The following is a 23,833-nucleotide window of genomic DNA, read 5'->3' as shown; positions in this document are numbered from 1 at the left end:
CACCGTCAAGGAGCGTCGCATGCAGTTACGGAACATGAAGATCGGTATTCGGGCAGCAGGAATGTTCACCCTGCTCGGGGTCCTGGTCCTGGCCCTGGGCCTGATCGCCCTCTACGAAACCCGGCGGATGGACAGCGCCACCGACGAAATCCGTCTCACCTGGATGCCCTCCGTACTCGCCTTGGGCGAGGTCAGCAGCAACCTCGGCCGGGCCCGCGCCCTGACCCTGCGCAGTGTCCTGGAGGACAGCAGCAGCGCCCGCCACGCCACCCTGGACAAGATCGTCCAGATCAACCAGCAGCTCGAGAGCGACCTCAAGGCTTACGAGCGCACCATCAACGCTGCGGATGACCGCGCCCTGTTCGACACCTTCATGGGCCTGAGCGAACGCTATCACGCATTGCAGCAAGCCATCCGCGCCGCCGCCGGCAATGACCGACTGGACGAGGCCCGACGCCTGGTCAACGGCCCGCTGGCCGAGTACGCCGACAGCATGATGAAAGCCCTGGCCGCGCTGGTCGACTACAACACCAAGGGCGCCGAGCAAGCCTCGCTGCGCAGCAGCGCGGCCTCCGACGAAGCCTTCAGCCTGATCATCGCCGCCATTGCCGTGATTTCCCTGTCGCTGATCGGCATCGCCACCCTGCTCACCCGCAGTATCGTCGTGCCCCTGGCCGACGCCGTTGCCGTGGCCGAGCGGGTCGCCACCGGCGACCTGACCCGCGAGATCGTCGTGCTCGGCCGCGACGAGCCGGCCTTGCTGCTGGGCGCCCTGAGCCGCATGCAGCATAGCCTGCGCGACACCCTGCGCAGGATTGCCGCGTCTTCCGATCAGTTGGCCTCGGCCTCCGAAGAGCTGCACACCGTCACCGAAGACACCAGCCGCGGCCTGCACCAGCAGAGCGCCGAGATCGACCAGGCCGCCACCGCGGTCAACCAGATGACCGCCGCCGTCGAAGAAGTAGCGAGCAACGCCGTGAGCACCGCCGACGCCTCCCAGGGCGCAGATCGCACCACTCGTGATGGTCGCGACCAGGTCAACCAGGCGCTGGCCTCGATCCAGCACTTGGTCGATGACGTGACCGGTACCTCCGGGGAGATCGAGCAACTGGCCAGCCACGCCAACCAGATCAGCCAGGTGCTGGATGTAATCGGCGCCATCGCCGGGCAGACCAACCTGCTGGCACTCAACGCTGCCATCGAGGCTGCACGCGCCGGTGAGGCCGGCCGCGGCTTCGCCGTGGTCGCCGACGAGGTGCGCGCCTTGGCCCATCGCACCCAGCAGTCCACCGCTGAAATCGAACAGATGATCGACGGCATCCAGACTGGCACCGAACGCGCAGTCAGCGCCATGCACAACAGCCAGGGTCGCGCCAGCGGCACCCTGGCCGTGGCGCAGTCGGCCGGTCAGGCGCTGGAGCTGATCGCCGAAGCGATCGCCACCATCAACCAGCGCAACCTGGTCATCGCCACCGCCTCCGAGCAGCAGGCCCAGGTGGCGCGGGAGGTGGACCGCAACCTGGTGAACATCCGCGACCTGGCAATGCAGACCTCGGCCGGCGCCAACCAGACCAGCGCGGCGGCACAGGACCTGTCGCGCCTGGCGGTGGAACTGAACGCGATGGTGGCGCAGTTCAAGGTCTGAAGCGTCTCGGACAGCATCGCGGGCCCCGACGGCGGGTCCCGCGATCACGCCCACAGCGGGTTTCACGCGAGTGAGAAATAGGAAAAAACCGTTACACGGTGTGATACCCGCCGACTACTCGCCCCCCACAAGATCCCATCATGCTCTTGATGTACGCATTTCTCTTACATCAAGGAACATCAATGCTTCTACGAGACATGAAAATCGGCAAACGGGCAGCCTGCCTGTTCACCCTACTGGCTGCTCTCGTCCTGTCCATGGGAAGCGTCGCGCTCTATGAGACCCAGCAGATGGACAGCGCCACCGACGAAATCCGTATCAACTGGCTTCCGGCCGTGATCGCACTCAACGAGGTCGGCGCCAGCCTCACCCAGGAACGCGCCGCCACCCTGCGCACAGCCTTGGAGGATGGCACCAGCGAGGGGGCTAGCATCCAGTTGCTCAACCGCATCGACGAGGCTTTGCGCCAGAGCCTGCGGGCGTACGAGGCGACTATCGACGGCGAAGAGGACCGTGCCCTGTTCAATGCCTTCATCGCGGCGCGCAAACGGTACGCCGACCTGCAGCAGCAGGTACTGGGACACATCAGCGAGGGCCGCATGGCTGAAGCCAGGCGGCAGATCAGCGGCCCGCTGCTCCAGCGGGCCGACCAGATGATGGAGACAATGGCGGCATTGGTGGCCTTCAATTACCGAGGTGCGCAAGCCGCCTCACAGCGAAGCAGCGATGTCGGCGACGATGCCTTCCGCGTACTCGTCGTTTCACTGGTGCTGATCATCCTGGTACTGGTCGTCATCGCCGTGCTGTTCACCCGCAGTTTGGTTGCGCCCCTGACCGAGGCCGTTGCCGTGGCCGAGGGTATCGCCACCGGTGACCTGACCCAAAAGATCGCGGTGGTCGGCCACGACGAGCCGGCGATGCTGCTGCACGCCCTGCGGCGCATGCAACAGAGCCTGCGCGAGACCATCGGCAAGATCGCCGCGTCCTCCGATCGTCTGGCTTCGGCCTCCGAAGAGCTGCACACCGTCACCGAGGACACAAGCCGCGGCCTGCAGCAGCAAAGCACCGAGATAGACCAGGCCGCCACAGCGGTCAATCAGATGACCAGCGCCGTCGAGGAAGTGGCAAGCAATGCCGTGAGCACTGCCGAGGCCTCACAGGGCGCCGACCAGGCCACCCGTGAAGGCCGAGACCAGGTCAACCAGGCACTCGCCTCGATCCAGCACCTGGTCGCCGATGTCACCGGCACGGCGGAAGAGATCGAACAATTGGCCAACAGCGCCAACGAGATTACCCGGGTACTGGATGTGATCGGTTCGATCGCCGGACAGACCAACCTGCTGGCCCTCAACGCCGCCATCGAAGCCGCTCGCGCCGGTGAGGCCGGTCGTGGTTTTGCGGTGGTTGCCGACGAGGTGCGTGCCTTGGCACATCGCACCCAACAGTCGACCGCCGAAATCGAGCAGATGATCGGGGGTATCCAGGGCGGCACCGAGCGTGCGGTCAGCGCCATGCACAGCAGCCAGGGCCGCGCAAGCGGTACCCTGGAGGTGGCGCAAGCGGCCGGTCAGGCCCTGGAGCTCATCGCCCGGACCATCGCCTCGATCAACCAGCGCAACCTGGTGATCGCCAGTGCCACGGAGCAACAGGCCCAGGTGGCGCGCGAAGTGGATCGCAACCTGGTGAACATCCGCGACCTGGCGCTGCAGACAACGACCGGGGCCAACCAGACCAGCGCCTCGGCCCAGGACCTGTCGCAATTGGCGCTGGAGCTGAACGGCCTGATCGCGCAGTTCAAGGTCTGAATAGCCTCTTGGGTCAAGCCCGCTCCCACAATTGAACGCCGGCATCAGTGGAAGCGGGCCAGCACGGCCCATACAAAATCCCTCGCCAAGCGCCGCGTCTCGGTGCACCCTGATGCTCTCACGCACAAGGACCCGCACCGCACATGGCGAAATGGCTCGACGGCGGCGGCCTCATGGCCGAGCGCATCCGCAACCACGACTGGTCGTCTACCCACCTGGGCCCCCTGGCCAGCTGGCCTGACGTGCTCAAGACCACGGTCGCCCTGTGCCTGGCCTCGCGCTTTCCCCAGGCCGTGCTCTGGGGCGACGAGCTGATCACCCTGCACAACGATGCTTTCAGCGAGATCCTCGGCAACAAGCCCTCGGCCCTGGGCCGCCCCTTCAGCGCAGTCTGGCAGGAAGCCTGGAGCGATATCCGCCACCTGGCACAACGCGCCCTCGATGGCGAAGCCGTGTACATAGAGGACTTTCCCCTGCTGATCGAGCGCCACGGCAGCCCGGAGCGCGCCTACTTCACGTTCTGCTACAGCCCCATTCGCGACCATGACGGCCAGGTGGTCGGCATGATCGACACGGTCACCGAGACCACCGCCAGCGTGGTCGCCAACCAACGCCTGAACTTTCTTGACACCCTCAGCCGAGCGGCGGCCAATGCCACAGATCCGGAGCGGATCATGGCTATCACCACGCGCCTGCTGGGCGAGCACCTGCACCTTTCAAGCTGCGCCTACGCCGTTATGGACCCTGACCAGGACGGCTTCACCATCTGCGGCGACTGGGTCGCGCCTGGCTCACCACGCCAGCTCGGCCGATATCGCCTGGGCGACTTCGGCGAGCTGGCCGTCAGCCGCCTGCGCGCCGGACTGGGGCTGGTGATCAACGACAACCTCACGCAGTTGCCGGCCTGCGAATCGGCGACGTTCCAGGCCATCGGCATCACCGCGACACTTTGCATGCCATTGATCAAGGAAGGCCGCCTGACCGCACTGATGGCCATCCACGACAAGCTGCCAAGGACCTGGACCCGCTACGAACAGACCCTGCTCAACGAGGTGACCGGACGCTGCTGGGCACATATCCAGCGAGTCCAGGCCAACGCTCAGGTGCGCGAGGCGCTGACGGCCCTGGAGGCGCTCAACGCCACCCTCGAACAACGTGTGGAGGAGCGTACCGAGCAGCTCCTGCACACCGAGGCCGTGCTGCGCCAGGCCCAGAAGCTCGAGGCCATCGGCCAGCTGACCGGAGGCGTGGCCCACGATTTCAATAACCTGCTAACCATCATTCGCTCTTCCCTCCACTTCCTGCAGCGCCCGGATCTCGACGAAACGCGCCGCAGCCGCTATTTTAAGATCGTGTCCGATACCGTCGACCGCGGCGCCAAGCTCACCGGGCAACTGCTCGCCTTTGCCCGGCGCCAGGCCCTCAGCCCGCAGGTGTTCGATGCTGGCCCACAGCTCAAGGCCATGGCCGAGATGCTCGACACCGCCACTGGCGCACGTATCCAGGTCAGCCTGGAGTTGCCCGACACGCCCTGCCATGTGCATGCCGATCTCGGCCAACTGGAAACCGCGGTGATCAACCTGATGATCAATGCCCGCGACGCCATGGCCGGGGTCGGCACCTTGCGCCTGCGCCTTGAAGGCGACCAGCATTTGCCTGAGATTCGCGGCCAGCCGGCACAGGACGACCGCTTCGCGGCGATCTCGGTGATCGACGGCGGCGTGGGCATCGCCCCGCACCTGCTGGAGCGCATCTTCGACCCGTTCTTCACCACCAAGGCCTCCGGACAGGGCACCGGCCTGGGCCTGTCGCAGGTGTTCGGCTTCGTCAAGCAGTCCGGTGGCGATGTGCGGGTGGTCAGCGTCGAAGGACAAGGCACCACCTTCACCCTGTACCTGCCACAGGTGTCCCAGCCTGACGCCGAGGAGCCCGGCGTGACCGCGCAGCTGGCGCCACAGGGCGACCGCAAGCGCATCCTGGTGGTGGAGGACAACCCGGATGTCGGCAGTTTCACCGCGCAGATCCTGCGCGACCATGGCTACCAGATCAGTTGGGCGACCTCGGCCGAGGACGCGCTGGCCCAGCTCGCGGCCGCCCGGGGCGGATTCGATGCGGTGTTCTCCGACGTGGTCATGCCGGGCATGGGCGGCCTTGCCCTGGCCAGGGAGCTGCGTCACAGCCAGCCGCAGCTACCGGTGATCCTCACCTCCGGCTACAGCGAGGCGATCGCCGAGGGTGGCCACCAGGGTTTCGCCTTCCTGGCCAAGCCCTATTCGGCCGAACAGGTGTGCCAGATGCTCGGGGATGTGTTGGCTAGGACTTGAGCAGTCGCGCCAGGCTCTGTCCCAGCTCGTCATGGCGAAATGGCTTGCGCAGCACCTCGAAGCCATGCAGCTCGTGTGGCGTCAGGTTGGCGTAGCCGGTGATGATCAACACCGGCAGTTGCGCCAGCCGCTCGCGCACCTGCTGGGCGAAACGCACGCCGGTGGTTTCGGCCATGACATGGTCGGTCAGCAGCACATCGGGCAACAGCCCCTTGTCCAGCAACGCCAGGGCCTGGGCCGGGCCCTCGGCCTCGGTCACCTCGTACCCCAGGGCACGCAGTTGCAGGAGCGTGGCCTGGCGCACCAGCGGCTCGTCATCCACCAGCAGCACGCGCGTCGGGCGTCGCGCCCGCGAAACCTCGACCGGCATGGCCACTTCATCTACCGCGTCCTGCTCGCTGGCCGGCAGCCACAGGGTCGCTTCGGTGCCCCCGCCTACCCGCGAGCGAATGCCAAAGCCACCACCGGACTGCAACGCCAGGCCCTGCACCATGGGCAGCCCCAGCCCGGTGCCGCGGCCGACGCCCTTGGTCGAATAGAATGGCTCGATGCAATGCGTCAGCACGTCCTCGCTCATGCCGCAGCCGTTATCGGCAACCTGCAGCCACACCAACGGGCCTGTCTGCAGGCCGGGTGGCCTCGGCGTACCGTCGCCGTCGAGACCGGCACGTATGGTCAATTTGCCACCCTCGCCCATGGCATCGCGGGCGTTGACCACCAGGTTCAGCAACGCCAGCTCCAGCTGGTGCGGATCCACCAGCACGCCTGGCAACGCCGCCTCGACACTGACCTCGATGGCAATGGTAGGCCCCAACGAGCGGACGATCAGCTCTCGCATTTCCTCCACCAGCGCCGCCAGCGATACCGTCGTGGGCTTGAGGGTCTGGCGCCGGGCAAAGCTGAGCAGGCGCCCGACCAGGTTGCGCGCCCGCTCGGCCGCCTGCAGGCCGCCATCGATCAGGCGCTCGGCGCGCTCCGACTGAGGATGGCGGCGCAGCAGTTCGAGGGAGGCGATGATCGGCGTCAACATGTTGTTGAGGTCGTGGGCGATGCCCCCGGAGAGCTGGCCAATCATCTCCATCTTGCGCGCTTCGTGCAGTAGCGACAGCGACGCTTCGCGCTGGGCAAGCATCTTGGCCACCCGGTCTTCCAGGTTTTCGTTGAGTGCATGCAAGGCGCGCTCGGCGCGGGCATGGGTGACCGCCGACCAGACTTGGCGGGCGGCCTCCTGGACCAGCAGGCACTCGCTCTCGGCCCAGGCATGGGGGGTATGGAAATGCACCGCGAGCACCGCCTCCAGGCGCTCGGCGCGCAGCACCGGCACGTGCAATGTCGCACACAAGCCCTTGAACCGTGCCGGTGCGCTCTTGCTTGGCTCATAGTTGCGCTGCACCGCCTGACCGGCCAGCAGCGCCTCGTGCAACACCGGGTCCAGGGCCGAATACTGGTTCAAGCCAACCATCGAGGGCACCTCGGTGGCCCACTCCTGGGCGACCCGGTAGCGCCGGCCATCGCCCAGGTCCTCACCGAAACAGACCCGCGCCGCGCCCAACTCCTCACCCAGGCGGCGCACCGCGTGGGCCTCGATGCGCTCGGCCTCGCCCAGGCCTGGCAAGGCCTGGCGCAGCTCCTGGAGAAACGCTTGGCGTTGCTGGAAACGTACCCGCTCGGTGGTGTCGGTGACGATGCACAATACACCACCCACCCCACCGTCAGCCTCGCGCACAGCGGAGTAGGAGACGTCGAAAAAGGCGGTTTCACCCAACCCATGCCGTTCGATATAGAACGGCCGGTCCCGCGCCGAAAAGGTTATGCCGGTTTCACGCACCCCGCGCAACAGCGGCTCGAGATCGTCCCACAGTTCGCTCCAATGCTCCTGCCCAGGCCGGCCCAGCGCCCCGGGATGCTTGCTGCCGATGGTTGGCCCGTAGGCATCGTTGTACAGCGCGATGTACTGCGGCCCCCAGAACAACACAATCTGCGCCTGCGCCGGCAGCAGCATGGCCACCACCGACTGCAGCACCGGCGACCAGCCGTCCGGCGCCCCGAGCGGGGATTGCCGCCAGTCCATCGCCTGCAACAGGCAGCTGACTTCGCCACCGCCGTCCAGAAAGCTCGGCAGTGCTTGCAGGTTGACGGTCTTGCTCTGCTGGCGCACTTTCATGTCTCGGCAGTCCCGGGCACGTTTTCTTTCCTGTGAGGGTAAGAAATCGCCCGCTGGCAAAACGTTCCATCAGATTGACGCCGACGATCAGCGGCGCCCTTCGGCCAGCATGCGCAGCGCCAGCGCCGCCAGCACCGTGCCCATCAGCCAGCGCTGGACCTGCTGCCACACCGGCCTGCCGGCCAGGAACACGGCAATGGAGCCGGCCATCAGCGCAATCAGCGCGTTGACCGTGACACTGATGGCGATCTGCGTGCCGCCCAGCACCAGCGACTGCGCCAGCACGCTGCCGTGGCCGGGCTCGATGAACTGCGGCATCAGCGACAGGTACATGACCGCGATCTTGGGGTTCAGCAGGTTGGTCAGAAAGCCCATCATGAACAGCCGGCGCGGGCTGTCCGCCGGCAGGTCGCGGACTTGGAACGGCGAGCGTCCACCCGGGCGCAGCGCCTGCCAGGCCAGGTACAGCAGGTACAGCGCACCGCCGATGCGCAGTGCGTCGTAGGCGAACGGCACGGCCATGACCAGGGCGGTGATGCCCAGCGCGGCGCAGAGCATGTAGAAGACGAAACCCAGGGCCACCCCCGCCAGCGAGATCAACCCGGCACCACGCCCCTGGCAGATGGAGCGGGAAATCAGGTAGATCATGTTGGGGCCCGGGGTCAGCACCATGCCCAGGCTGATCAGGGCGAAGGCCAGCAGGTTGGAGGGTTCGGGCATTGCAAGTCCTCTTTGTCGGTAGCGCCATACCTGGCATTTTTGCCAGTTTCGCTGGCGAGGGGCGCACCTTAACGTGGAACGGTCATGCCTGAACAGCGGGAGCGCCGGTGAGCTATCCATCGATCAAACTACTGGCCAGCGACGCGGCACGATCAGTGCTTGGGAGCGCAAACCATCGGTTTGCCTATTCGGCCTATGGATACGATCCGGTTCGCGACGTGACGTGTCCACAGCTGGGATTCAATGGCTTTGTTCAGGATCCGCGGGCGGGACTCTACCTGCTCGGCAACGGGTATCGTGGTTACAGTCCGGTGCTGATGAGGTTCTGCTCAGCGGACAGTTTGAGCCCCTTCGCTGCGGGAGGCGTCAATGCCTATGTCTATTGTGAGGGCGATCCAATCAACTACATCGATCCTCGTGGACAGAGTCGCAACTCTGTAAGGATCAATCTGGATTTTCACACCCCTGCAAAACGCAAAGAACTTATCAGCTGCACGCCTCACTATGACGTGGCGTTCCTTCAGGCAACCAACCCGCGCTACAGAGGGACGATAGAGGAAATCACCGCTACCAATGCGCTGAACCTCGCCCTCCAATTGCCAGATCCGAGGACTACCCCTCCCCATATCATGGTTTTACCGTCGCGCATCAGCCTAGGTATCCAGCCCGGCAGCAAGGAATTGATCACGGACGTCGCAAATCAAGGCAAAAAACTAGCGGTATCTGCCCAACAGCTAATCAAACAGCCGTCGATTCAAAAACTCGAGCAATACGAACTGGAATTGGAGGCCTACTCGGCAGGCAGCAAATTACTCATCGAACATTTGCAAAACGAGTTGAATAGAATAAAAGGCCTTTGATACTTGCCAACATCTACTCCGTTCCCAGCTCACCTTAATCTCTTACAATTTGATCCTTGAATCGCTCAGCGCCCCCCGGTAACCTTCGCCCGTTGCTGTAAGTCCAGCAGCCGGGTTTGGTCACCCGCGAACATCAAGGCGCACAAGCGCCCGCTCTACGATTCAGTTGGCGCTTTTTTGTGCCCGCTGACTCGTGTTATGGCGGCTGTGCGTGGGGCGCCTCCGTGCGCGCCGGTTTCCTTGATTCCCGGTTGACCAACCCGCGTACAGTCGCCACCCATTCGTTTGGTCACGTCGAGTGGCGGCTCCATTGAATCAAGGAGCGACACAATGACAAAAGGCTTACCTGATCCTCCGTTCCGCGCCACCACGGCGCACTCCAGCTTCGGCAACTGCGAATGCAGCCACCCTTCCCTGTTCGCCGTGCGCGAAGGCGTGGACTTCGAAGACGCACTGGTGCACCTGTCCACGCTGCTCAAGGGCGCGTTCGCCACCAACCTCAAGGCCATGGAACTGGCGACCGGCACCTGCCACGACCTGCTGCTGGGCAACGATCACGGGCTGGATGCGGCCAAGGCGGTGGTCGAGGCATTGCTCGACGGTGTGGAAATGCAGCAAGTGGAAAAGGCCCGCCTGCGCACGGTCTGAAACCGTGCAGGTCGATGCGCCGGCCTCGACCTGCCTACAGGCTGATACCCAGCGCCCGGCGCAACGACTCGCCGCGAGCGTCATCCGCCGCGCTGACCAGGGCAAAGTTGTAGTCGCCATGGGACCAGTAGCGGGCCTGCAACTGGCCGTCGGTGCGCTGGCCGCTGGGCATGCGCTCGAAATGCTCGCCGGGCGAACGCAGGAACAGGCTGATGCGCTGCCCCTGGCGGTCCTGGAACACCAGCAGCGCCGCTGGCCCCGCCTCGTTGCTCAGCAGGCGCGCGCCGACCGGCTGCAGGCCATAACCGGACAGGTCCGGCAGCTGGCCGACACGGTTGAAATGACGCCCCAGCCATTCCTGCAGCCGCTTCGGATCGCTGGCCTGGATATCCAGCGCGGCCGCGTCGGCGAACAGCCGGTGGGCCTCTACCGCGTCGGCCATGGGCAGCATACCGGCGAACAGCGTCGCCTCACGCGCCTGCCAGCCGCCCAAGCCGCCCAGGCTTACCGCCAGCAACAGCGCCGCCGCCTGTGCCAGGCGCCATTGCCGGCGCTGGCGCAGGCGGCGACGCAAGGGCGCCAGGTCCAGCGCCGGGTCGCTGGGCTGCTCGCCTAAGCCCGCCAGGGCCGCCCGCAGGCGTCGGGCATCGCCGCGCCAGGCCTCGATTCGCGCCGCCTCCTGTGGATTGGCCGCCAGCCACGCCTCGACCTCGACCCGGCGCGCCGGCTCCAGGCGCTCGTCGACATAGGCGTGCAACTCGTGCTCGGTGGGGATCAGGCGTGTCATTTGAGTCTCCGCAAGGCCGGGGGCGTGGGGTTGCCCTCGGTCAGTTCACGCAAGGCGGCGCGGGCGCGCGACAGGCGCGACATCACCGTGCCGATGGGAATGCCGAGGGTGTCGGCCGCCTCCTTGTAGCTCAGGCCCTCGACGCTGACCAGCAACAACAGGGCCCGCTGCTCCGCCGACAGCCGGGCGAAGGCGCGCAAGTCGGCCTGGGCCAGGACAATGCTCTCGATCTCGCCACCGGCCGGCTCCTCGGCCTGGCCCCGACCGAACCAGGTAAGCCAACGGGCATGCAGGCGCTCACGGCGCTTGCCGTCGAGAAACAGCCGGTAAAGGATGGTGAACAGCCAGGGGCGCAGGCTGTCGGCATCGCGCTGCTGGCCACGGCGGCTCAGGGCACGCTCGACCGTGGCCTGGACCAGATCGTCGGCGCCGCCGGGCTCGCGGGTCAGCCACAGGGCGAAGCGGCGCAGGCGTTGCAGCAGCTCGCGCCATTGTTGGTCGTCCAGATCGTGCATGGTCGGGTTCCAGGCCCCAATGGGCAGTCAGTGTAATGGGCAGACGGCCCAGCACGAAATCTATTCCCTCGGCGGGAATAAATCGTTCGCCCTTACGTCATACCGGCTCATTCCAACTGACCGGAGCGTCCCCATGACCCCTCCCCTGCACGGCCCCGCCAAGGCCCTGCGCCTGGCCGCCATCGGCGCCACCCTCGCCGCCCTGGGTGCGGGCTTCGCCTATGCCGCCGGCTGGATCGGCTCGCCAGGGCTGACCCCGCAGCGCATCATCGACACCTTCGAGGCCCAGGCAGGTCATTATCCCGGTTACCGGAAGAACCATGCCAAGGGCCTGTGCGTCAGCGGTTATTTCCAGGCCAGCGGCCAGGCCGCGGCGCTGTCCAGCGCCCGCGTCTTCAGCCAGGCCCAGGTGCCAGTGATCGGCCGATTCGCCATCGGCGGCGCCAACCCGTTCGCCCCGGACACCGCCATACCCGTACGCAGCCTGGCCATCCAGTTGAGCAGCGATGACGGACAGGTCTGGCGCACCGGCATGAACAACCCGCCGGTGCTGGCGGTGAGCACGCCCGAGGCGTTCTACCAGCAGGTACTGGCCGGGGCCCCCGACCCGGCCACCGGCAAGCCGGACCCGGCCAGACTGCAGGCGTTCTTCGCCAGCCACCCGGAAAGCGCGGCGTTTCGCCAGTGGGCGGCCAGCTACAAGCCCAGCGACAGCTTCGCCAGCACCGCCTACAACAGCATCAACGCCTTTCGCCTGATCGATGCCCACGGCAACGCCCAGCCGGTGCGCTGGGCCCTGGAGCCGCAGACCGCGTTCACCGCCCTGCCCGCCCAGGTCGATGACAAGCAGTTCCTCCAGCACGACCTGCAGCAGCGCCTGGCGCAAGGCCCGTTGCGCTGGACCCTGCGCCTGACCCTGGCCGAGCCCGGCGACCCGGTGGACGACCCCGCCCGGCCCTGGCCCGCCGAACGCCGCAGCATCGACGCCGGCACCCTGGTGCTGGAACGGGTCGACGGCCCCGAGCAAGGCGCCTGCCGCGACCTGAACTTCGACCCGCTGATCCTGCCCCAGGGCATCGAACCATCCGCCGACCCGATCCTCGCCGCCCGCTCGGCCGCCTATTCGGTGTCGTTCAACCGCCGCAGCCACGAAGCGCTGAGCGAAGGAGCCCGCCCATGACCGCCACCGCCTTCCACCCCCTGGCCCGCCTGCTGCACTGGCTGATGGCCGCGCTGATCCTGGCCATGCTGTTCATCGGCGTGAACATGGTCGGCGACCTGTCGCCACGGCATCCGCTGCTGGTCGAGCTGCACAAGGCCACCGGCCTGGCCCTGCTGGTGCTGGTGATCCTGCGCATCGCCCTGCGCCTGGGCCTGCCGCACCCGGCCTTGCCCCGCGACCTGCCCCGCCTGCAGCGGCTGGCCGCCGGCGCCTCGCACTTGTTGCTGTACGGCCTGATGCTGGCCATGCCGCTGCTCGGCTGGGCCATGCTCTCGGCCGGCGGCTATCCACGGCCCCTGCAACTGCCCGCCATCGCGCCCCACGACCTGCAGCTGTACGCCGTGCTGCGCCAGGCCCACGGCTGGGCGGGCTACCTGCTGTTCGCCACCGTGCTGCTGCACCTGGGCGCGGCCTTGGTGCATGCCCTGGTGCGCCGCGACGGCGTCTTGCGTAGCATGTGGCCAGGCCCGTTGCGCCGCAGTGAATGAGCATTGCCAGGGTCGACACATGTAAATAATTATTACTAACATTGGCGCTCATTTCGTCGAACTGCCCCGGACTGCCCCATGAACGTTGCAAAGGACCCTGCCGCATTGACCCCCGCCAACACCTTGGACCTGCGTCCTCTGATGCTGGTGAACATGGCCTGCACCATGGCGATGATGGCCTTCGTCGCCCTGATCGGCCCCATCGCCCGACTGCTGGGCATGGCCACCTGGCAGGCCGGCGCGGCGGTGACCGTGGCAGGCGTGGTCTGGGTGCTGCTGGCCCGGCCCTGGGGGCGCCTGGCCGACCGCTATGGCCGGCGCCGCGTGCTGCTGCTGGGCAGTGGCGGCTTCACCTTGGCCTACTGGGTGCTGTGCCTGTTCATCGACGGCGCGTTGCGCTGGCTGCCGGGCGCGAGCGTGGCGTTCTTCGGGTTGATGCTGGCCCGCGGCTTGATCGGCGCCTTCTATGCCGCGCTGCCGGTAGGTGGCAACGCCCTGATCGCCGACCATGTCGAACCCCAGCGTCGGGCCCGGGCCATGGCTTCGCTGGGGGCGGCCAATGCCGTCGGCCTGGTGGTCGGGCCGGCACTGGCCGCGCTGCTGTCGCGCTACAGCCTGAGCCTGCCGTTCTATGCCATGTCGCTGCTGCCGGCCACGGCGTTCGTGGTGCTGCTGTTCAAGCTCAAGCCCCAGCCATTGGCGCAAAGCCATGCGCCCAATCCGGTGCGCCTGTCCGACCCACGCCTGCGCCGCCCGCTGTTGGTGGCCTTCAGCGCCATGCTGAGCATCACCGTGTCGCAGATCGCCGTCGGTTTCTTCGCCCTCGACCGCCTGCGCCTGGAGGCCGGCGACGCCGCCCAGGCCGCGGGCATCGCCCTGACCTGCGTGGGCGTGGCGCTGATGCTGGCACAGGTGTTCCTGCGCAGGCTCGAGTGGCCGCCAGCGAAAATGATCCGTATCGGCGCCAGCATCTCCGGGCTGGGCTTTGCCGCCGCAGCGCTGGCCACCCAAGCGCCCTGGCTGTGGGGCGCGTTCTTCGTCGCCGCGTTCGGCATGGGCTTTGTATTCCCGGCATTTTCCGCCCTGGCGGCCAACGCCATGCAGGCCGGCGAACAAGGCGCCACTGCGGGCTCGATCGGCGCCGCCCAGGGCATGGGCGCGGTGATCGGGCCACTGGCGGGCACCCTGGTCTATGCCCTCGACCCGCGCCTGCCGTTCCTCGCCGTGGGTGCCCTGCTGTTGCTGGTGGGGCTGTGGCCGTTGGCGACCGACCAGCGTCACTGAGACGCACAGCGCGCAAGCCTGCAGAGTGTGTTTTAATGCCTCGCCCATTATTTTTGACACCTCTGCAAACAAGGCGGCTATGGACACGGGGACACGACTCAAACTGGTGCGTGAACGCAACAACCTCTCCCAACGGGAACTGGCCCGCCGCAGCGGCCTGACCAACTCGACGATCTCGCAGATCGAGCAGAACCGGGTCAGCCCTTCGGTCAGTTCCCTCAAGAAACTGCTCGAAGGGATCCCCATGTCCCTGGCGGAATTCTTCAGTTTCGACGAGCCGGTGCGCGAGGAGCGCTACGTGTTCCGTGGCGCAGAGCAGCCCGACCTGGGCCGCAACGGCCTGCGCATGCTGCTAGTCGGTGCCAGCGTCGAAGGCCGGCAGATGCGCATGCTGCGCGAACTGTACGCGCCGGGTGCCGATTCCGGCGAGCCGATCGTCCACGCCGAAGGCGAGGAATGCGGCCTGGTCACCCGGGGCACCATGGAGCTGTGGGTCGATGGCCAGGTCAGCGTGCTCAACGCCGGCGACGGCTACTACATCCCCACCACCCTGCCCCACAGCTTCAAGAACATCGGCCCCGACGAGGCCGAGATCATCAGCGCCAATACCCCGGCGAACTTCTGATCCGGCAAAAGGGTTTCAGCGCCTGCGCGATCGAGCGCTGCAACCCTGACGACGTACAGGCCATGAAGCAATAGCACCCAAGGTTTTTGGAATCGCAGCCTGCAAGAACCTTGTTGTCCCTCATGCCCGCCTGACCAAAGCCTGCTCGACGAAATCCAGCCGGTCCTGGCCGAAGAACATCTGCCCATCGACGAAGAACGTCGGCGCGCCGAACACGCCACGCTCGACCGCCTCCTCGGTAGCTTTACGCAAGGCGTCCTTGACCTCGGGCCGGGCGGCCAGTTCATGCAACATCCCGGCATCGAAGCCACCCGCGGCCAATGTTTCACCCAGCACCGCCGGGTCTGCCAGATTGCGCCCGTGCACGAACAGCCCTTCGAACAGCACCTTCAACAGCGCCTCGAACCGCGCTTGGGCAAACAACTGGACGCCAATCAGCCCGCGCATCAGGTTCAGTGTGTTGACCGGAAACCCGGGCGGCAAGGTCAGGGGCACCCCATAGCGATCGGCATAACGCTTGAGGTCGATGCGCATGTAGCGCCCCTTGGCTGGCACCATGACCGGCGAGGCGTTGCCGGTGGCCTGGAACACCCCGCCCAACAGGATCGGTTTGTACACCAACTGCGCCCCGTGGCGCGCGCACAGGGCGGGTAGCTGGGTCGAGGCCAGGTAAGTGGCCGGACTGCCCAGGTCCAGGAAGAACTCGACGGTCTTGCTCATGATTCGTTCCTTGTATGAGGATGGGACTTACCAGCGCTCCATCCACGGGCGCAGGTCAAGTTCGAAGGTCCAGGCGTCCCGTGGCTGGGCGTGCAGGAACCAGTAACTGTCGGCAATGTGTACAGGGTCCAGGATGCCGTCCTGGTCCTTGAGCGCATAGCGTTCGGGAAAACTGTCGCGGATGAACGCGGTGTCGATGGCCCCGTCGACCACCACATGAGCCACATGGATGTTTCGCGGCCCAAGCTCGCGCGCCATGCTCTGGGCCAGGGCGCGCAAACCATGCTTGGCCCCGGCGAAGGCGGCAAAACCGGCCGCGCCACGGGTACCAGCGGTGGCACCGGTAAAGAGGAGGGTGCCGCGCTCGCGGGTCACCATGCGCCGGGCGACTGCCTGGGCGGTGAGAAAACCAGCGAAGCAGGCCATTTCCCAGATTTTGAAGTACTTGCGCGGGGTTTCCTCGAGGATGCCGCACGGGACATTGGCGCCGATATTGAAGACAAATACTTCGATCGGGCCGATATCGCGCTCGATGGTCTCGACCAGCTCGACCACCTCCTCTTCCTTGCGCGCATCCGACCCGAAACCATGAGCCTGACCGCCTGCGGCGCGGATCTCATCGACCAGCGGCTGCAGCTTGTCCACCTGACGCCGGGTGACACAGGCGACATACCCCTCACGGGCGAAACGCTTGGCGATTTCGCCACCGGTGGCGTCGCCCGCGCCGATCACCAGCACGACCTTTTGTTGTTCTGCCATGGACCGCCCCATTGATGAATGATCGTTTAGTAAACGAACGCTATGCTACGATCAGCTGAACGTCAAGCCCGCGCCAAGAGGTTCCGCGCATGCGCTACAGCACCAACCACAAGCAACAAACCCGCGAGAAGCTGCTGGCCAGCAGCGGCGCCCTGGCCAAACGCGGTGGGTTCGCCGCCACCGGCGTGGCCGGATTGATGAAGGCCATCGGCCTGACCGGCGGCGCCTTCTACAACCATTTCCCGTCCAAGGACGACCTGTTCAGCGAGATCGTCCGCCGCGAGCTGGCCAACAGCCCGTTGGCGCGCCTGGTCGAGCGCGGCGCCGACCGCCCCCGGCTCAGGCGCCTGCTCGAGCAGTACCTGAGCCTGGCCCACCTGCACAATGCCGAGGGCGGCTGTCCGCTGCCGCCGCTGGGGGTGGAGATCGCCCGCGCCGAGCGACCGGTGCGCGAACAGGCCGAGCACTGGTTGGTGGAGCTGCACCAGGCGTGGAGCGAGACCCTTGACGATCCCGAGCTGGCCTGGGCCCTGCTCAGCCAGTGCGTCGGCGCGCTGGTGGTGGGCCGCATGCTGGCCAGCGAGCCGGTGCAGGCGCAGGTGCTGGACGCCAGCCGCCAGTTGGTCGGACGGGTCTTCGATGAAGTTCGCTAGTACGCTGCTCGGACTGATGTTGACCCTGCCCGTCTTCGCCCAGGAAAGTTGCCCGACCGGGCAATACCAAGTGTGCCTGGTGGTGTGTTTCTGCGCGCCCGTCGACCCCAACCAGGGCGGCCAGGTGCTGCAGGATGTCGAGCGCATGGCCACCGGCAGCCTGGTGTTCGCCCTGCGCCAGGCCCGCGACGAGGCGACCGCCAGCGGCAGCCAGCCGATCCCCTTGCATATCCGCGCCCAGCTCGAACCCTGGTACGACTTCGCCGTGCTCGACGCGGCGCGGTACCGGGTGGGCGATGAACAGCAGATCAGCGCCGCCAATGCGTTGCTGCAGAACCCGGACGTCAACGCGGTGACCCTGATCGACACCATCATCTTCCGCCGCAGCGCCGATGCCGAGGACAACGTGGCGCTGTGGGCCCATGAACTCAAGCATGTGCAGCAGTACCAAGAACTGGGGGTGGAGGAATTCGCCAAGCGCTATACCCGGGATTACCAGGCGCTGGAGGGGCCGGCCTACGAGATCGAGGCGCAGGTGGCCAAGGCGTTGCGCGAAAAGGCATCCGGCGGGCCACGCTGACTGCCGAATTACACCGTCCCTTTGTAGATGCCTTGAAATCATGCGTCCGGATCGATGACGGCACCCTACATATCATTGCGCGTGATAATGACCTTCGCTCCGTTTGATTCGTGCGCCACGCGCAAGACACTCACACTCCGCCCACTACTAATACATTGGCGGAGTTCTCCATGGATCACTCACTCAAACCCTTGCGCTTTCCCCTCGCTGCCCTGGCAGTGGTGGTGCTCAGCGCTTGCGGTCGCACCCCCGACGCCGTGCAGGCTCCCGCCGCGCCCAAGGTCAGCGTAGCCAAGGTAATCGAACAGCCGATCAACGAATGGGACGAGTTCACCGGCCGCCTGGAAGCGCCGGAAACCGTCGAAGTGCGCCCACGGGTGTCCGGCCAGATCGACCAGGTGGCCTTCACCGAAGGCGCCCAGGTGAAGAAAGGCGACCTGCTGTTCCAGATCGACCCGCGCCCGTTCCAGGCAGAAGTCCGCCGTCTCGAAGCCCAGCTGCAACAAGCCAAGGCCACCGCCATCCGCAGCGCCAACGAAGCCCGCCGCGGCGAACGCCTGCGCGACAGCAACGCCATCTCTGCCGAACTGGCCGAGTCGCGCAGCAGCGCCGCCGCCGAGGCCCGTGCCGGAGTCGACGCGATCCAGGCCCAGCTCGACCTGGCCCGCCTGAACCTGAGCTTCACCCGTGTCACCGCGCCGATCAGTGGCCGGGTCAGCCGTGCCCAGTTCACCGCCGGCAACATCGTCACTGCCGATGTCACCCCGCTGACCAGCGTGGTCTCCACCGACAAGGTCTACGCCTATTTCGACGCTGACGAGCGCGTGTACCTCAAGTACAGCCAGCTCGCCCGCGACGGCCAGCGCGGCCAGAGCACCCCTGTGTACCTGGGCCTGACCAACGAGACCGGCAATCCGCACCTGGGCCAGATGAACTTCGTCGACAACCAGGTCAACCCGCGCACCGGCACCATTCGTGGCCGTGCCGTTTTCGACAACCGTGACGGCCAGTTCACCCCCGGCCTGTACGCGCGCCTGAAGCTGGTCGGCAGCGCCCAGTACGACGCCGTGCTGATCAACGACGAAGCGGTCGGCACCGACCTTGGCAAGAAGTTCGTGCTGGTCATGGACAAGGACAACAAGGCCGCCTATCGCGCCGTGGAACTGGGGCCCAAGCTCGAAGGCCTGCGCATTGTGCGCAGCGGCCTGGGCAAGGACGACCGCATCGTGGTCAAGGGCCTGCAGCGCGTGCGCCCGGGCTCGTCGGTCACCCCGGAGGAAACGCCGATGGCCAGCGAACAGACCCTTGCCGCCCTCGCCCAGCAACGCCAGGCCCTGGAGGCCAGCAACCCGGCGCCGAAGGTTGCCGGCGCCAATGTCAAAGTCGCCAGCGCCCAAGCGCCGCGCGGTTAAGGGACAACACCGATGAACTTTTCGAAATTCTTCATTACCCGGCCGATCTTCGCCGCGGTGCTGTCGCTGGTGCTGCTGATCGCAGGTTCCATCTCGCTGTTCCAGCTGCCGATCAGCGAATACCCCGAAGTGGTGCCGCCCACCGTGGTGGTGCGCGCCAACTTCCCCGGCGCCAACCCCAAGGTGATCGGCGAAACCGTCGCAGCGCCCTTGGAACAAGCCATCACCGGTGTCGAGAACATGCTGTACATGTCCTCGCAGTCCACCGCCGACGGCAAGCTGACCCTGACCATCACCTTCGCCCTCGGCACCGACCTGGACAACGCCCAGGTGCAGGTGCAGAACCGCGTGACCCGCACCCAGCCCAAGCTGCCGGAGGAAGTCACCCGTATCGGCATTACCGTCGACAAGGCCTCGCCCGACCTGACCATGGTCGTGCACCTGACCTCGCCGGACAACCGCTACGACATGCTCTACCTGTCCAACTACGCCATCCTCAACATCAAGGATGAGCTGGCGCGCCTGGGTGGCGTGGGTGACGTGCAGCTGTTCGGCATGGGCGACTACTCGCTGCGGGTGTGGCTCGATCCGAACAAGACCGCCTCGCGCAACCTGACCGCCAGCGACGTGGTGGCCGCCATTCGCGAACAGAACCGCCAGGTCGCCGCCGGCCAGCTGGGCGCCCCGCCCGCCCCGGGTTCGACCAGTTTCCAGTTGTCGATCAACACCCAAGGCCGCCTGGTCAACGAGGAAGAGTTCGAGAACATCATCATCCGTGCCGGCGCCAACGGCGAGATCACCCGCCTGAAGGACATCGCCCGGGTCGAGCTCGGCTCCAGCCAGTACGCCCTGCGTTCGCTGCTGAACAACCAGCCGGCGGTGGCCATCCCGATCTTCCAGCGTCCGGGCTCCAACGCCATCGAGATCTCCGACGAAGTGCGGGCGAAGATGGCCGAGCTGAAGAAAGAGTTCCCGGAAGGCATGGACTACAGCATCGTCTATGACCCGACCGTGTTCGTCCGTGGCTCCATCGAAGCGGTGGTGCACACCCTGTTCGAAGCGCTGATCCTGGTCGTGCTGGTGGTGATCCTGTTCCTGCAAACCTGGCGCGCCTCGATCATCCCGCTGATGGCCGTGCCGGTTTCGCTGATCGGCACCTTCGCGGTGATGCACCTGTTCGGTTTCTCGCTCAACGCGCTGTCGCTGTTCGGCCTGGTGCTGGCCATCGGTATCGTGGTGGACGACGCCATCGTCGTGGTGGAGAACGTCGAGCGAAACATCGGGCTTGGCCTGAAACCGCTGGAAGCCACGCAGAAGGCCATGAGCGAAGTGACAGGCCCGATCATCGCCACCGCCCTGGTGCTGTGCGCCGTGTTCGTGCCCGCCGCGTTCATCTCGGGGCTTACCGGGCAGTTCTACAAGCAGTTCGCCCTGACCATCGCCATCTCCACCGTGATCTCGGCGTTCAACTCGCTGACCCTGTCGCCGGCCCTGGCCGCCGTGCTGCTGAAGGACCACCATGCGCCCAAGGACCGTTTCTCGCGGTTCCTGGAAAAGCTGCTGGGCAGCTGGCTGTTCGCTCCGTTCAACCGCTTCTTCGACCGCGCCAGCCATGGCTATGTCGGCGGCGTGCGCCGGGTCATCCGCTCCAGCGGCATCGCCCTGTTCGTCTATGCCGGGCTCATGGGCCTGACCTACCTGGGCTTCTCGTCCACCCCAACCGGCTTCGTCCCGGCCCAGGACAAGCAGTACCTGGTGGCCTTCGCCCAGCTGCCTGACGCCGCCAGCCTCGACCGTACCGAGGCTGTGATCAAGAAGATGAGCGAGATCGCCCTCAAGCAACCGGGCGTGGCCGATTCGGTGGCCTTCCCTGGCCTGTCGATCAACGGCTTCACCAACAGCCCGAACAGCGGCATCGTGTTCACCCCGCTCAAGCCGTTCGACGAGCGCAAGGACCCGAGTCAGTCGGCGGCGGCCATCGCGGCAGCCCTGAACGCCCAGTTCGCCGATATCCAGGACGCCTACATCGCAATCTTCCCGCCTCCGCCGGTTCAAGGCCTGGGCACCATCGGCGGCTTCCGCCTGCAGATCGAGGACCGCGGCAACCTGGGCTATGAAGCGCTGTACAAAGAGACCCAGAACATCATCGCCAAGAGCCACAACGTGCCGGAACTGGCGGGCCTGTTCACCAGCTACCAGGTCAACGTGCCGCAGGTCGATGCCGCCATCGACCGGGAAAAGGCCAAGACCCACGGCGTGGCGATCAATGACATCTTCGACACCCTGCAGGTCTACCTGGGCTCGCTGTACACCAACGACTTCAACCGCTTTGGCCGCACCTACCAGGTCAACGTCCAGGCCGAGCAGCAGTTCCGCCTCGACGCCGAGCAGATCGGCCAGCTGAAGGTGCGCAACAACCTGGGCGAGATGATCCCGCTGGCGACGTTCCTCAAGGTCAGCGACACCTCCGGGCCTGACCGGGTCATGCACTACAACGGCTTCATCACCGCCGAGATCAACGGTGCCGCGGCCCCCGGCTACAGCTCCGGCCAGGCCGAGGCGGCAATCGAGAAGCTGCTCAAGGAAGAACTGCCCAACGGCATGACCTTCGAATGGACCGACCTGACCTACCAGCAGATCCTCTCGGGCAACACCGCGCTGTTCGTGTTCCCGCTCTGCGTGCTGCTGGCCTTCCTGGTGCTGGCCGCCCAGTACGAAAGCTGGAGCCTGCCGCTGGCGGTGATCCTGATCGTGCCGATGACCCTGCTGTCGGCCATTACCGGGGTGATCGTCTCCGGTGGCGACAACAACATCTTCACCCAGATCGGCTTGATCGTGCTGGTGGGCCTGGCGTGCAAGAACGCGATCCTGATCGTCGAGTTCGCCAAGGATGAACAGGCCAAGGGCCTCGACCCGCTGGCCGCGGTACTGGAAGCCTGCCGTCTGCGCCTGCGGCCGATCCTGATGACCTCGATCGCCTTCATCATGGGCGTGGTGCCGCTGGTGTTCAGCTCCGGCGCCGGCTCGGAAATGCGTCACGCCATGGGTGTGGCGGTGTTCTCGGGGATGATCGGGGTGACCGTGTTCGGCCTGTTCCTGACCCCAGTGTTCTTCTTCCTGATCCGCCGTTTCGTCGAGCGTCGCCAGGCCCGCAAGGCCGAGCACGCCGTCGCGCTGGAGACCCACGCATGAAGTTGCTCAAACACCTGACCCCGAGCCTGCTGGCACTGGCCCTGGCGGCCTGCGCCGTGGGCCCGGACTACAAGACGCCGGACACCGCGCCGGCCAAGCTGGACAGCGGTCTGGTGGCCAAGGCCTTCGACCGCAGCCGCTTCGAAAGCGTGTGGTGGAAGCAGTTCGACGACCCGGTGCTCAACCAACTGGTGCAGGCGTCGCTGGACGGCAACCGCGACCTGCGCGTGGCCTTTGCCCGCCTGAAAGCGGCGCGGTCGATTCGCGAGGACGTGTCCAATGACCAGATCCCCGTGGTCACCAGCCGCGCCAGCAGCGATCTGGGCAAGGGCCAGGTGCCCGGCCAAACTGAACGCCGGGTCAACAGCGAGCGTTATGATCTGGGCCTGGACATGGCCTGGGAGCTCGACCTGTTTGGCCGCATCCAGCGCCAGATCGAGGCCAGCGAAGCCCAGGAAGCCGCCGCCGAAGCCGACCTGCAACAACTGCAGGTCAGCCTGATCGCCGAGCTGGTCGACGCTTACGGCCAGTTGCGCGGCGCCCAGCTGCGCGAGCAGATCGCCGTGGCCAACCTCAAGACCCAGCAGCAGTCGCGGGACATCACCGTGACCCTGCGCGACACCGGTGTCGGCAATGAACTCGATGTGGTCCGCGCCGACGCCCGCCTGGCGGGTGTCGAAGCCACCGTGCCGCAGCTGCAGGCCGCACAGGTGCGGGCGAAGAACCGCATCGCCACCCTGCTCGGCCAGCGTCCGGACGCCTTGAGCGTCGATCTTGCGCCCAAGGCCCTGCCGGCCATCGCCAAGGCCTTGCCGGTGGGCGACCCCGGCGAGCTGCTGCGTCGCCGCCCGGACATCCGCAGCGCCGAACGCCAGCTGGCCGCGGCCACGGCCAACGTCGGCGTGGCCACCGCCGACCTGTTCCCGCGGGTCAGCCTCAGCGGCTTCCTCGGTTTCACCGCCGCGCGCGGCTCGCAGATCGGCTCCTCAGCGGCCAACGCCTGGGCGCTGGGCCCGAGCATCACTTGGGCGGCCTTCGACCTGGGCAGCGTGCGCGCCCGCCTGCGCGGGGCCAAGGCCGATGCCGAGGGCGCCCTGGCCAACTACGAACAGCAGGTGCTGCTGGCCCTGGAGGAATCCTCCAACGCCTTCAGCGACTATGGCAAGCGCCAACAGCGCCTGCTGGCGCTGATGCGCCAGAGCGACGCCAGCCGCAAGGCGGCGGAACTGGCTTCGGTGCGCTATCGCGAAGGCACGGTGGACTACCTGGTGCTGCTCGACGCCGAACGCGAGCGCCTGAGCGCCGAAGACGCCCAGGCCCAGGGCGAGGTCGAGCTGTACAGCGGCATCGTCGCGATCTACAAGGCGCTGGGCGGCGGCTGGCAACCCGACGTGGTGGCCAGCTCGCGCTGACCGCCCCCTGATGTGAAG

At 66.2% G+C, this 23,833-nt stretch carries 20 protein-coding genes; 14 read left to right on the top strand and 6 right to left on the bottom strand.

The window, feature by feature from the left end:
- Positions 1-19 precede the first annotated feature (19 nt).
- From AC25ND_RS08485 to AC25ND_RS08475, 3 genes are all read left to right on the top strand, one after another.
- Positions 20-1,645, top strand: a complete 1,626-nt coding sequence (locus AC25ND_RS08485; RefSeq protein WP_186594965.1) for a methyl-accepting chemotaxis protein — start codon at positions 20-22, stop codon at positions 1,643-1,645.
- A gap of 182 nt (positions 1,646-1,827) precedes the next feature.
- The gene (locus AC25ND_RS08480) at positions 1,828-3,450 is read left to right on the top strand and encodes a methyl-accepting chemotaxis protein (RefSeq protein ID WP_486976230.1); all 1,623 of its coding nucleotides are present in this window, start codon (positions 1,828-1,830) and stop codon (positions 3,448-3,450) included.
- 143 nt (positions 3,451-3,593) lie between these two features.
- Positions 3,594-5,774, top strand: coding sequence for an ATP-binding protein (locus AC25ND_RS08475; protein ID WP_486976229.1), 2,181 nt, complete (start codon positions 3,594-3,596; stop codon positions 5,772-5,774).
- Here the strand turns inward: AC25ND_RS08475 and AC25ND_RS08470 are convergent.
- On the bottom strand, positions 5,764-7,938 hold the full coding sequence (locus AC25ND_RS08470; RefSeq protein WP_236248201.1) for an ATP-binding protein: 2,175 nt from the start codon (positions 7,936-7,938) through the stop codon (positions 5,764-5,766). The two genes, AC25ND_RS08475 and AC25ND_RS08470, sit on opposite strands and share 11 nt — an antisense overlap.
- An 87-nt stretch (positions 7,939-8,025) precedes the next feature.
- Positions 8,026-8,658, bottom strand: a complete 633-nt coding sequence (locus AC25ND_RS08465) for a LysE family translocator (RefSeq protein WP_062364300.1) — start codon at positions 8,656-8,658, stop codon at positions 8,026-8,028.
- Between the two features lie 107 nt (positions 8,659-8,765).
- Between AC25ND_RS08465 and AC25ND_RS08460 the strand changes: the two genes are divergently transcribed.
- Both AC25ND_RS08460 and AC25ND_RS08455 read left to right on the top strand, forming a co-directional pair.
- Positions 8,766-9,518, top strand: coding sequence for an RHS repeat-associated core domain-containing protein (locus tag AC25ND_RS08460; protein WP_186594962.1), 753 nt, complete (start codon positions 8,766-8,768; stop codon positions 9,516-9,518).
- Positions 9,519-9,932: 414 nt separating this feature from the next.
- Positions 9,933-10,166 carry a hypothetical protein gene (locus AC25ND_RS08455; RefSeq protein WP_028689390.1) on the top strand — a complete coding sequence of 78 codons (234 nt, stop codon included), beginning with the start codon at positions 9,933-9,935 and terminating at the stop codon, positions 10,164-10,166.
- 34 nt (positions 10,167-10,200) lie between these two features.
- Here the strand turns inward: AC25ND_RS08455 and AC25ND_RS08450 are convergent, their stop codons facing one another.
- Both AC25ND_RS08450 and AC25ND_RS08445 read right to left on the bottom strand, forming a co-directional pair.
- Positions 10,201-10,953 carry an anti-sigma factor family protein gene (locus AC25ND_RS08450; protein ID WP_062364302.1) on the bottom strand — a complete coding sequence of 251 codons (753 nt, stop codon included), beginning with the start codon at positions 10,951-10,953 and terminating at the stop codon, positions 10,201-10,203.
- Positions 10,950-11,468 carry a sigma-70 family RNA polymerase sigma factor gene (locus AC25ND_RS08445; protein ID WP_028689388.1) on the bottom strand — a complete coding sequence of 173 codons (519 nt, stop codon included), beginning with the start codon at positions 11,466-11,468 and terminating at the stop codon, positions 10,950-10,952. The genes AC25ND_RS08450 and AC25ND_RS08445 overlap by 4 nt, the downstream gene beginning before the upstream one ends.
- Before the next feature lie 133 nt (positions 11,469-11,601).
- Between AC25ND_RS08445 and AC25ND_RS08440 the strand changes: the two genes are divergently transcribed.
- The 4 genes from AC25ND_RS08440 (at position 11,602) to AC25ND_RS08425 (ending at position 15,087) form a co-directional block, all read left to right on the top strand.
- On the top strand, positions 11,602-12,648 hold the full coding sequence (locus AC25ND_RS08440) for a catalase family peroxidase (protein ID WP_062364304.1): 1,047 nt from the start codon (positions 11,602-11,604) through the stop codon (positions 12,646-12,648).
- On the top strand, positions 12,645-13,178 hold the full coding sequence (locus AC25ND_RS08435; protein WP_062364306.1) for a cytochrome b: 534 nt from the start codon (positions 12,645-12,647) through the stop codon (positions 13,176-13,178). The genes AC25ND_RS08440 and AC25ND_RS08435 overlap by 4 nt, the downstream gene beginning before the upstream one ends.
- Before the next feature lie 78 nt (positions 13,179-13,256).
- On the top strand, positions 13,257-14,462 hold the full coding sequence (locus AC25ND_RS08430) for an MFS transporter (protein WP_028689385.1): 1,206 nt from the start codon (positions 13,257-13,259) through the stop codon (positions 14,460-14,462).
- A gap of 79 nt (positions 14,463-14,541) precedes the next feature.
- The gene (locus AC25ND_RS08425) at positions 14,542-15,087 is read left to right on the top strand and encodes a cupin domain-containing protein (protein ID WP_062364308.1); all 546 of its coding nucleotides are present in this window, start codon (positions 14,542-14,544) and stop codon (positions 15,085-15,087) included.
- Between the two features lie 120 nt (positions 15,088-15,207).
- On the opposite strand, the gene AC25ND_RS08420 is transcribed toward AC25ND_RS08425, so the two are convergent.
- Positions 15,208-15,807 (bottom strand): 2-hydroxychromene-2-carboxylate isomerase, encoded by a 600-nt coding sequence (locus AC25ND_RS08420; RefSeq protein WP_062364310.1) that lies wholly within the window; start codon positions 15,805-15,807, stop codon positions 15,208-15,210.
- A 27-nt stretch (positions 15,808-15,834) separates the two neighbouring features.
- On the bottom strand, positions 15,835-16,566 hold the full coding sequence (locus AC25ND_RS08415) for an SDR family oxidoreductase (protein WP_182322642.1): 732 nt from the start codon (positions 16,564-16,566) through the stop codon (positions 15,835-15,837).
- 89 nt (positions 16,567-16,655) lie between these two features.
- On the opposite strand from AC25ND_RS08415, the gene AC25ND_RS08410 reads away from it, so the two are divergent.
- From AC25ND_RS08410 to AC25ND_RS08390, 5 genes are all read left to right on the top strand, one after another.
- Positions 16,656-17,219 (top strand): TetR/AcrR family transcriptional regulator, encoded by a 564-nt coding sequence (locus tag AC25ND_RS08410; RefSeq protein WP_182322640.1) that lies wholly within the window; start codon positions 16,656-16,658, stop codon positions 17,217-17,219.
- Positions 17,206-17,799: an eCIS core domain-containing protein gene (locus AC25ND_RS08405; protein WP_182322638.1), complete on the top strand. Its 594-nt coding sequence runs from the start codon at positions 17,206-17,208 to the stop codon at positions 17,797-17,799. The genes AC25ND_RS08410 and AC25ND_RS08405 overlap by 14 nt, the downstream gene beginning before the upstream one ends.
- 170 nt (positions 17,800-17,969) lie before the next feature.
- Positions 17,970-19,211 (top strand): multidrug efflux RND transporter periplasmic adaptor subunit MexE, encoded by a 1,242-nt coding sequence (gene mexE / locus AC25ND_RS08400; RefSeq protein WP_062364315.1) that lies wholly within the window; start codon positions 17,970-17,972, stop codon positions 19,209-19,211.
- Between the two features lie 12 nt (positions 19,212-19,223).
- Positions 19,224-22,403, top strand: a complete 3,180-nt coding sequence (locus AC25ND_RS08395) for an efflux RND transporter permease subunit (protein ID WP_182322636.1) — start codon at positions 19,224-19,226, stop codon at positions 22,401-22,403.
- Entirely contained in the window at positions 22,400-23,815 is a 1,416-nt protein-coding gene (locus AC25ND_RS08390) for an efflux transporter outer membrane subunit (protein ID WP_182322634.1), read from the top strand. Before AC25ND_RS08395 ends, AC25ND_RS08390 begins: the two co-directional genes overlap by 4 nt.
- Positions 23,816-23,833: the final 18 nt, after the last annotated feature.

Source organism: Pseudomonas sp. P110(2024) (assembly GCF_057480795.1).
The sequence above is the reverse complement of the archived record's forward strand: the minus strand, read 5'-3'. Positions and strand labels throughout refer to the sequence as shown.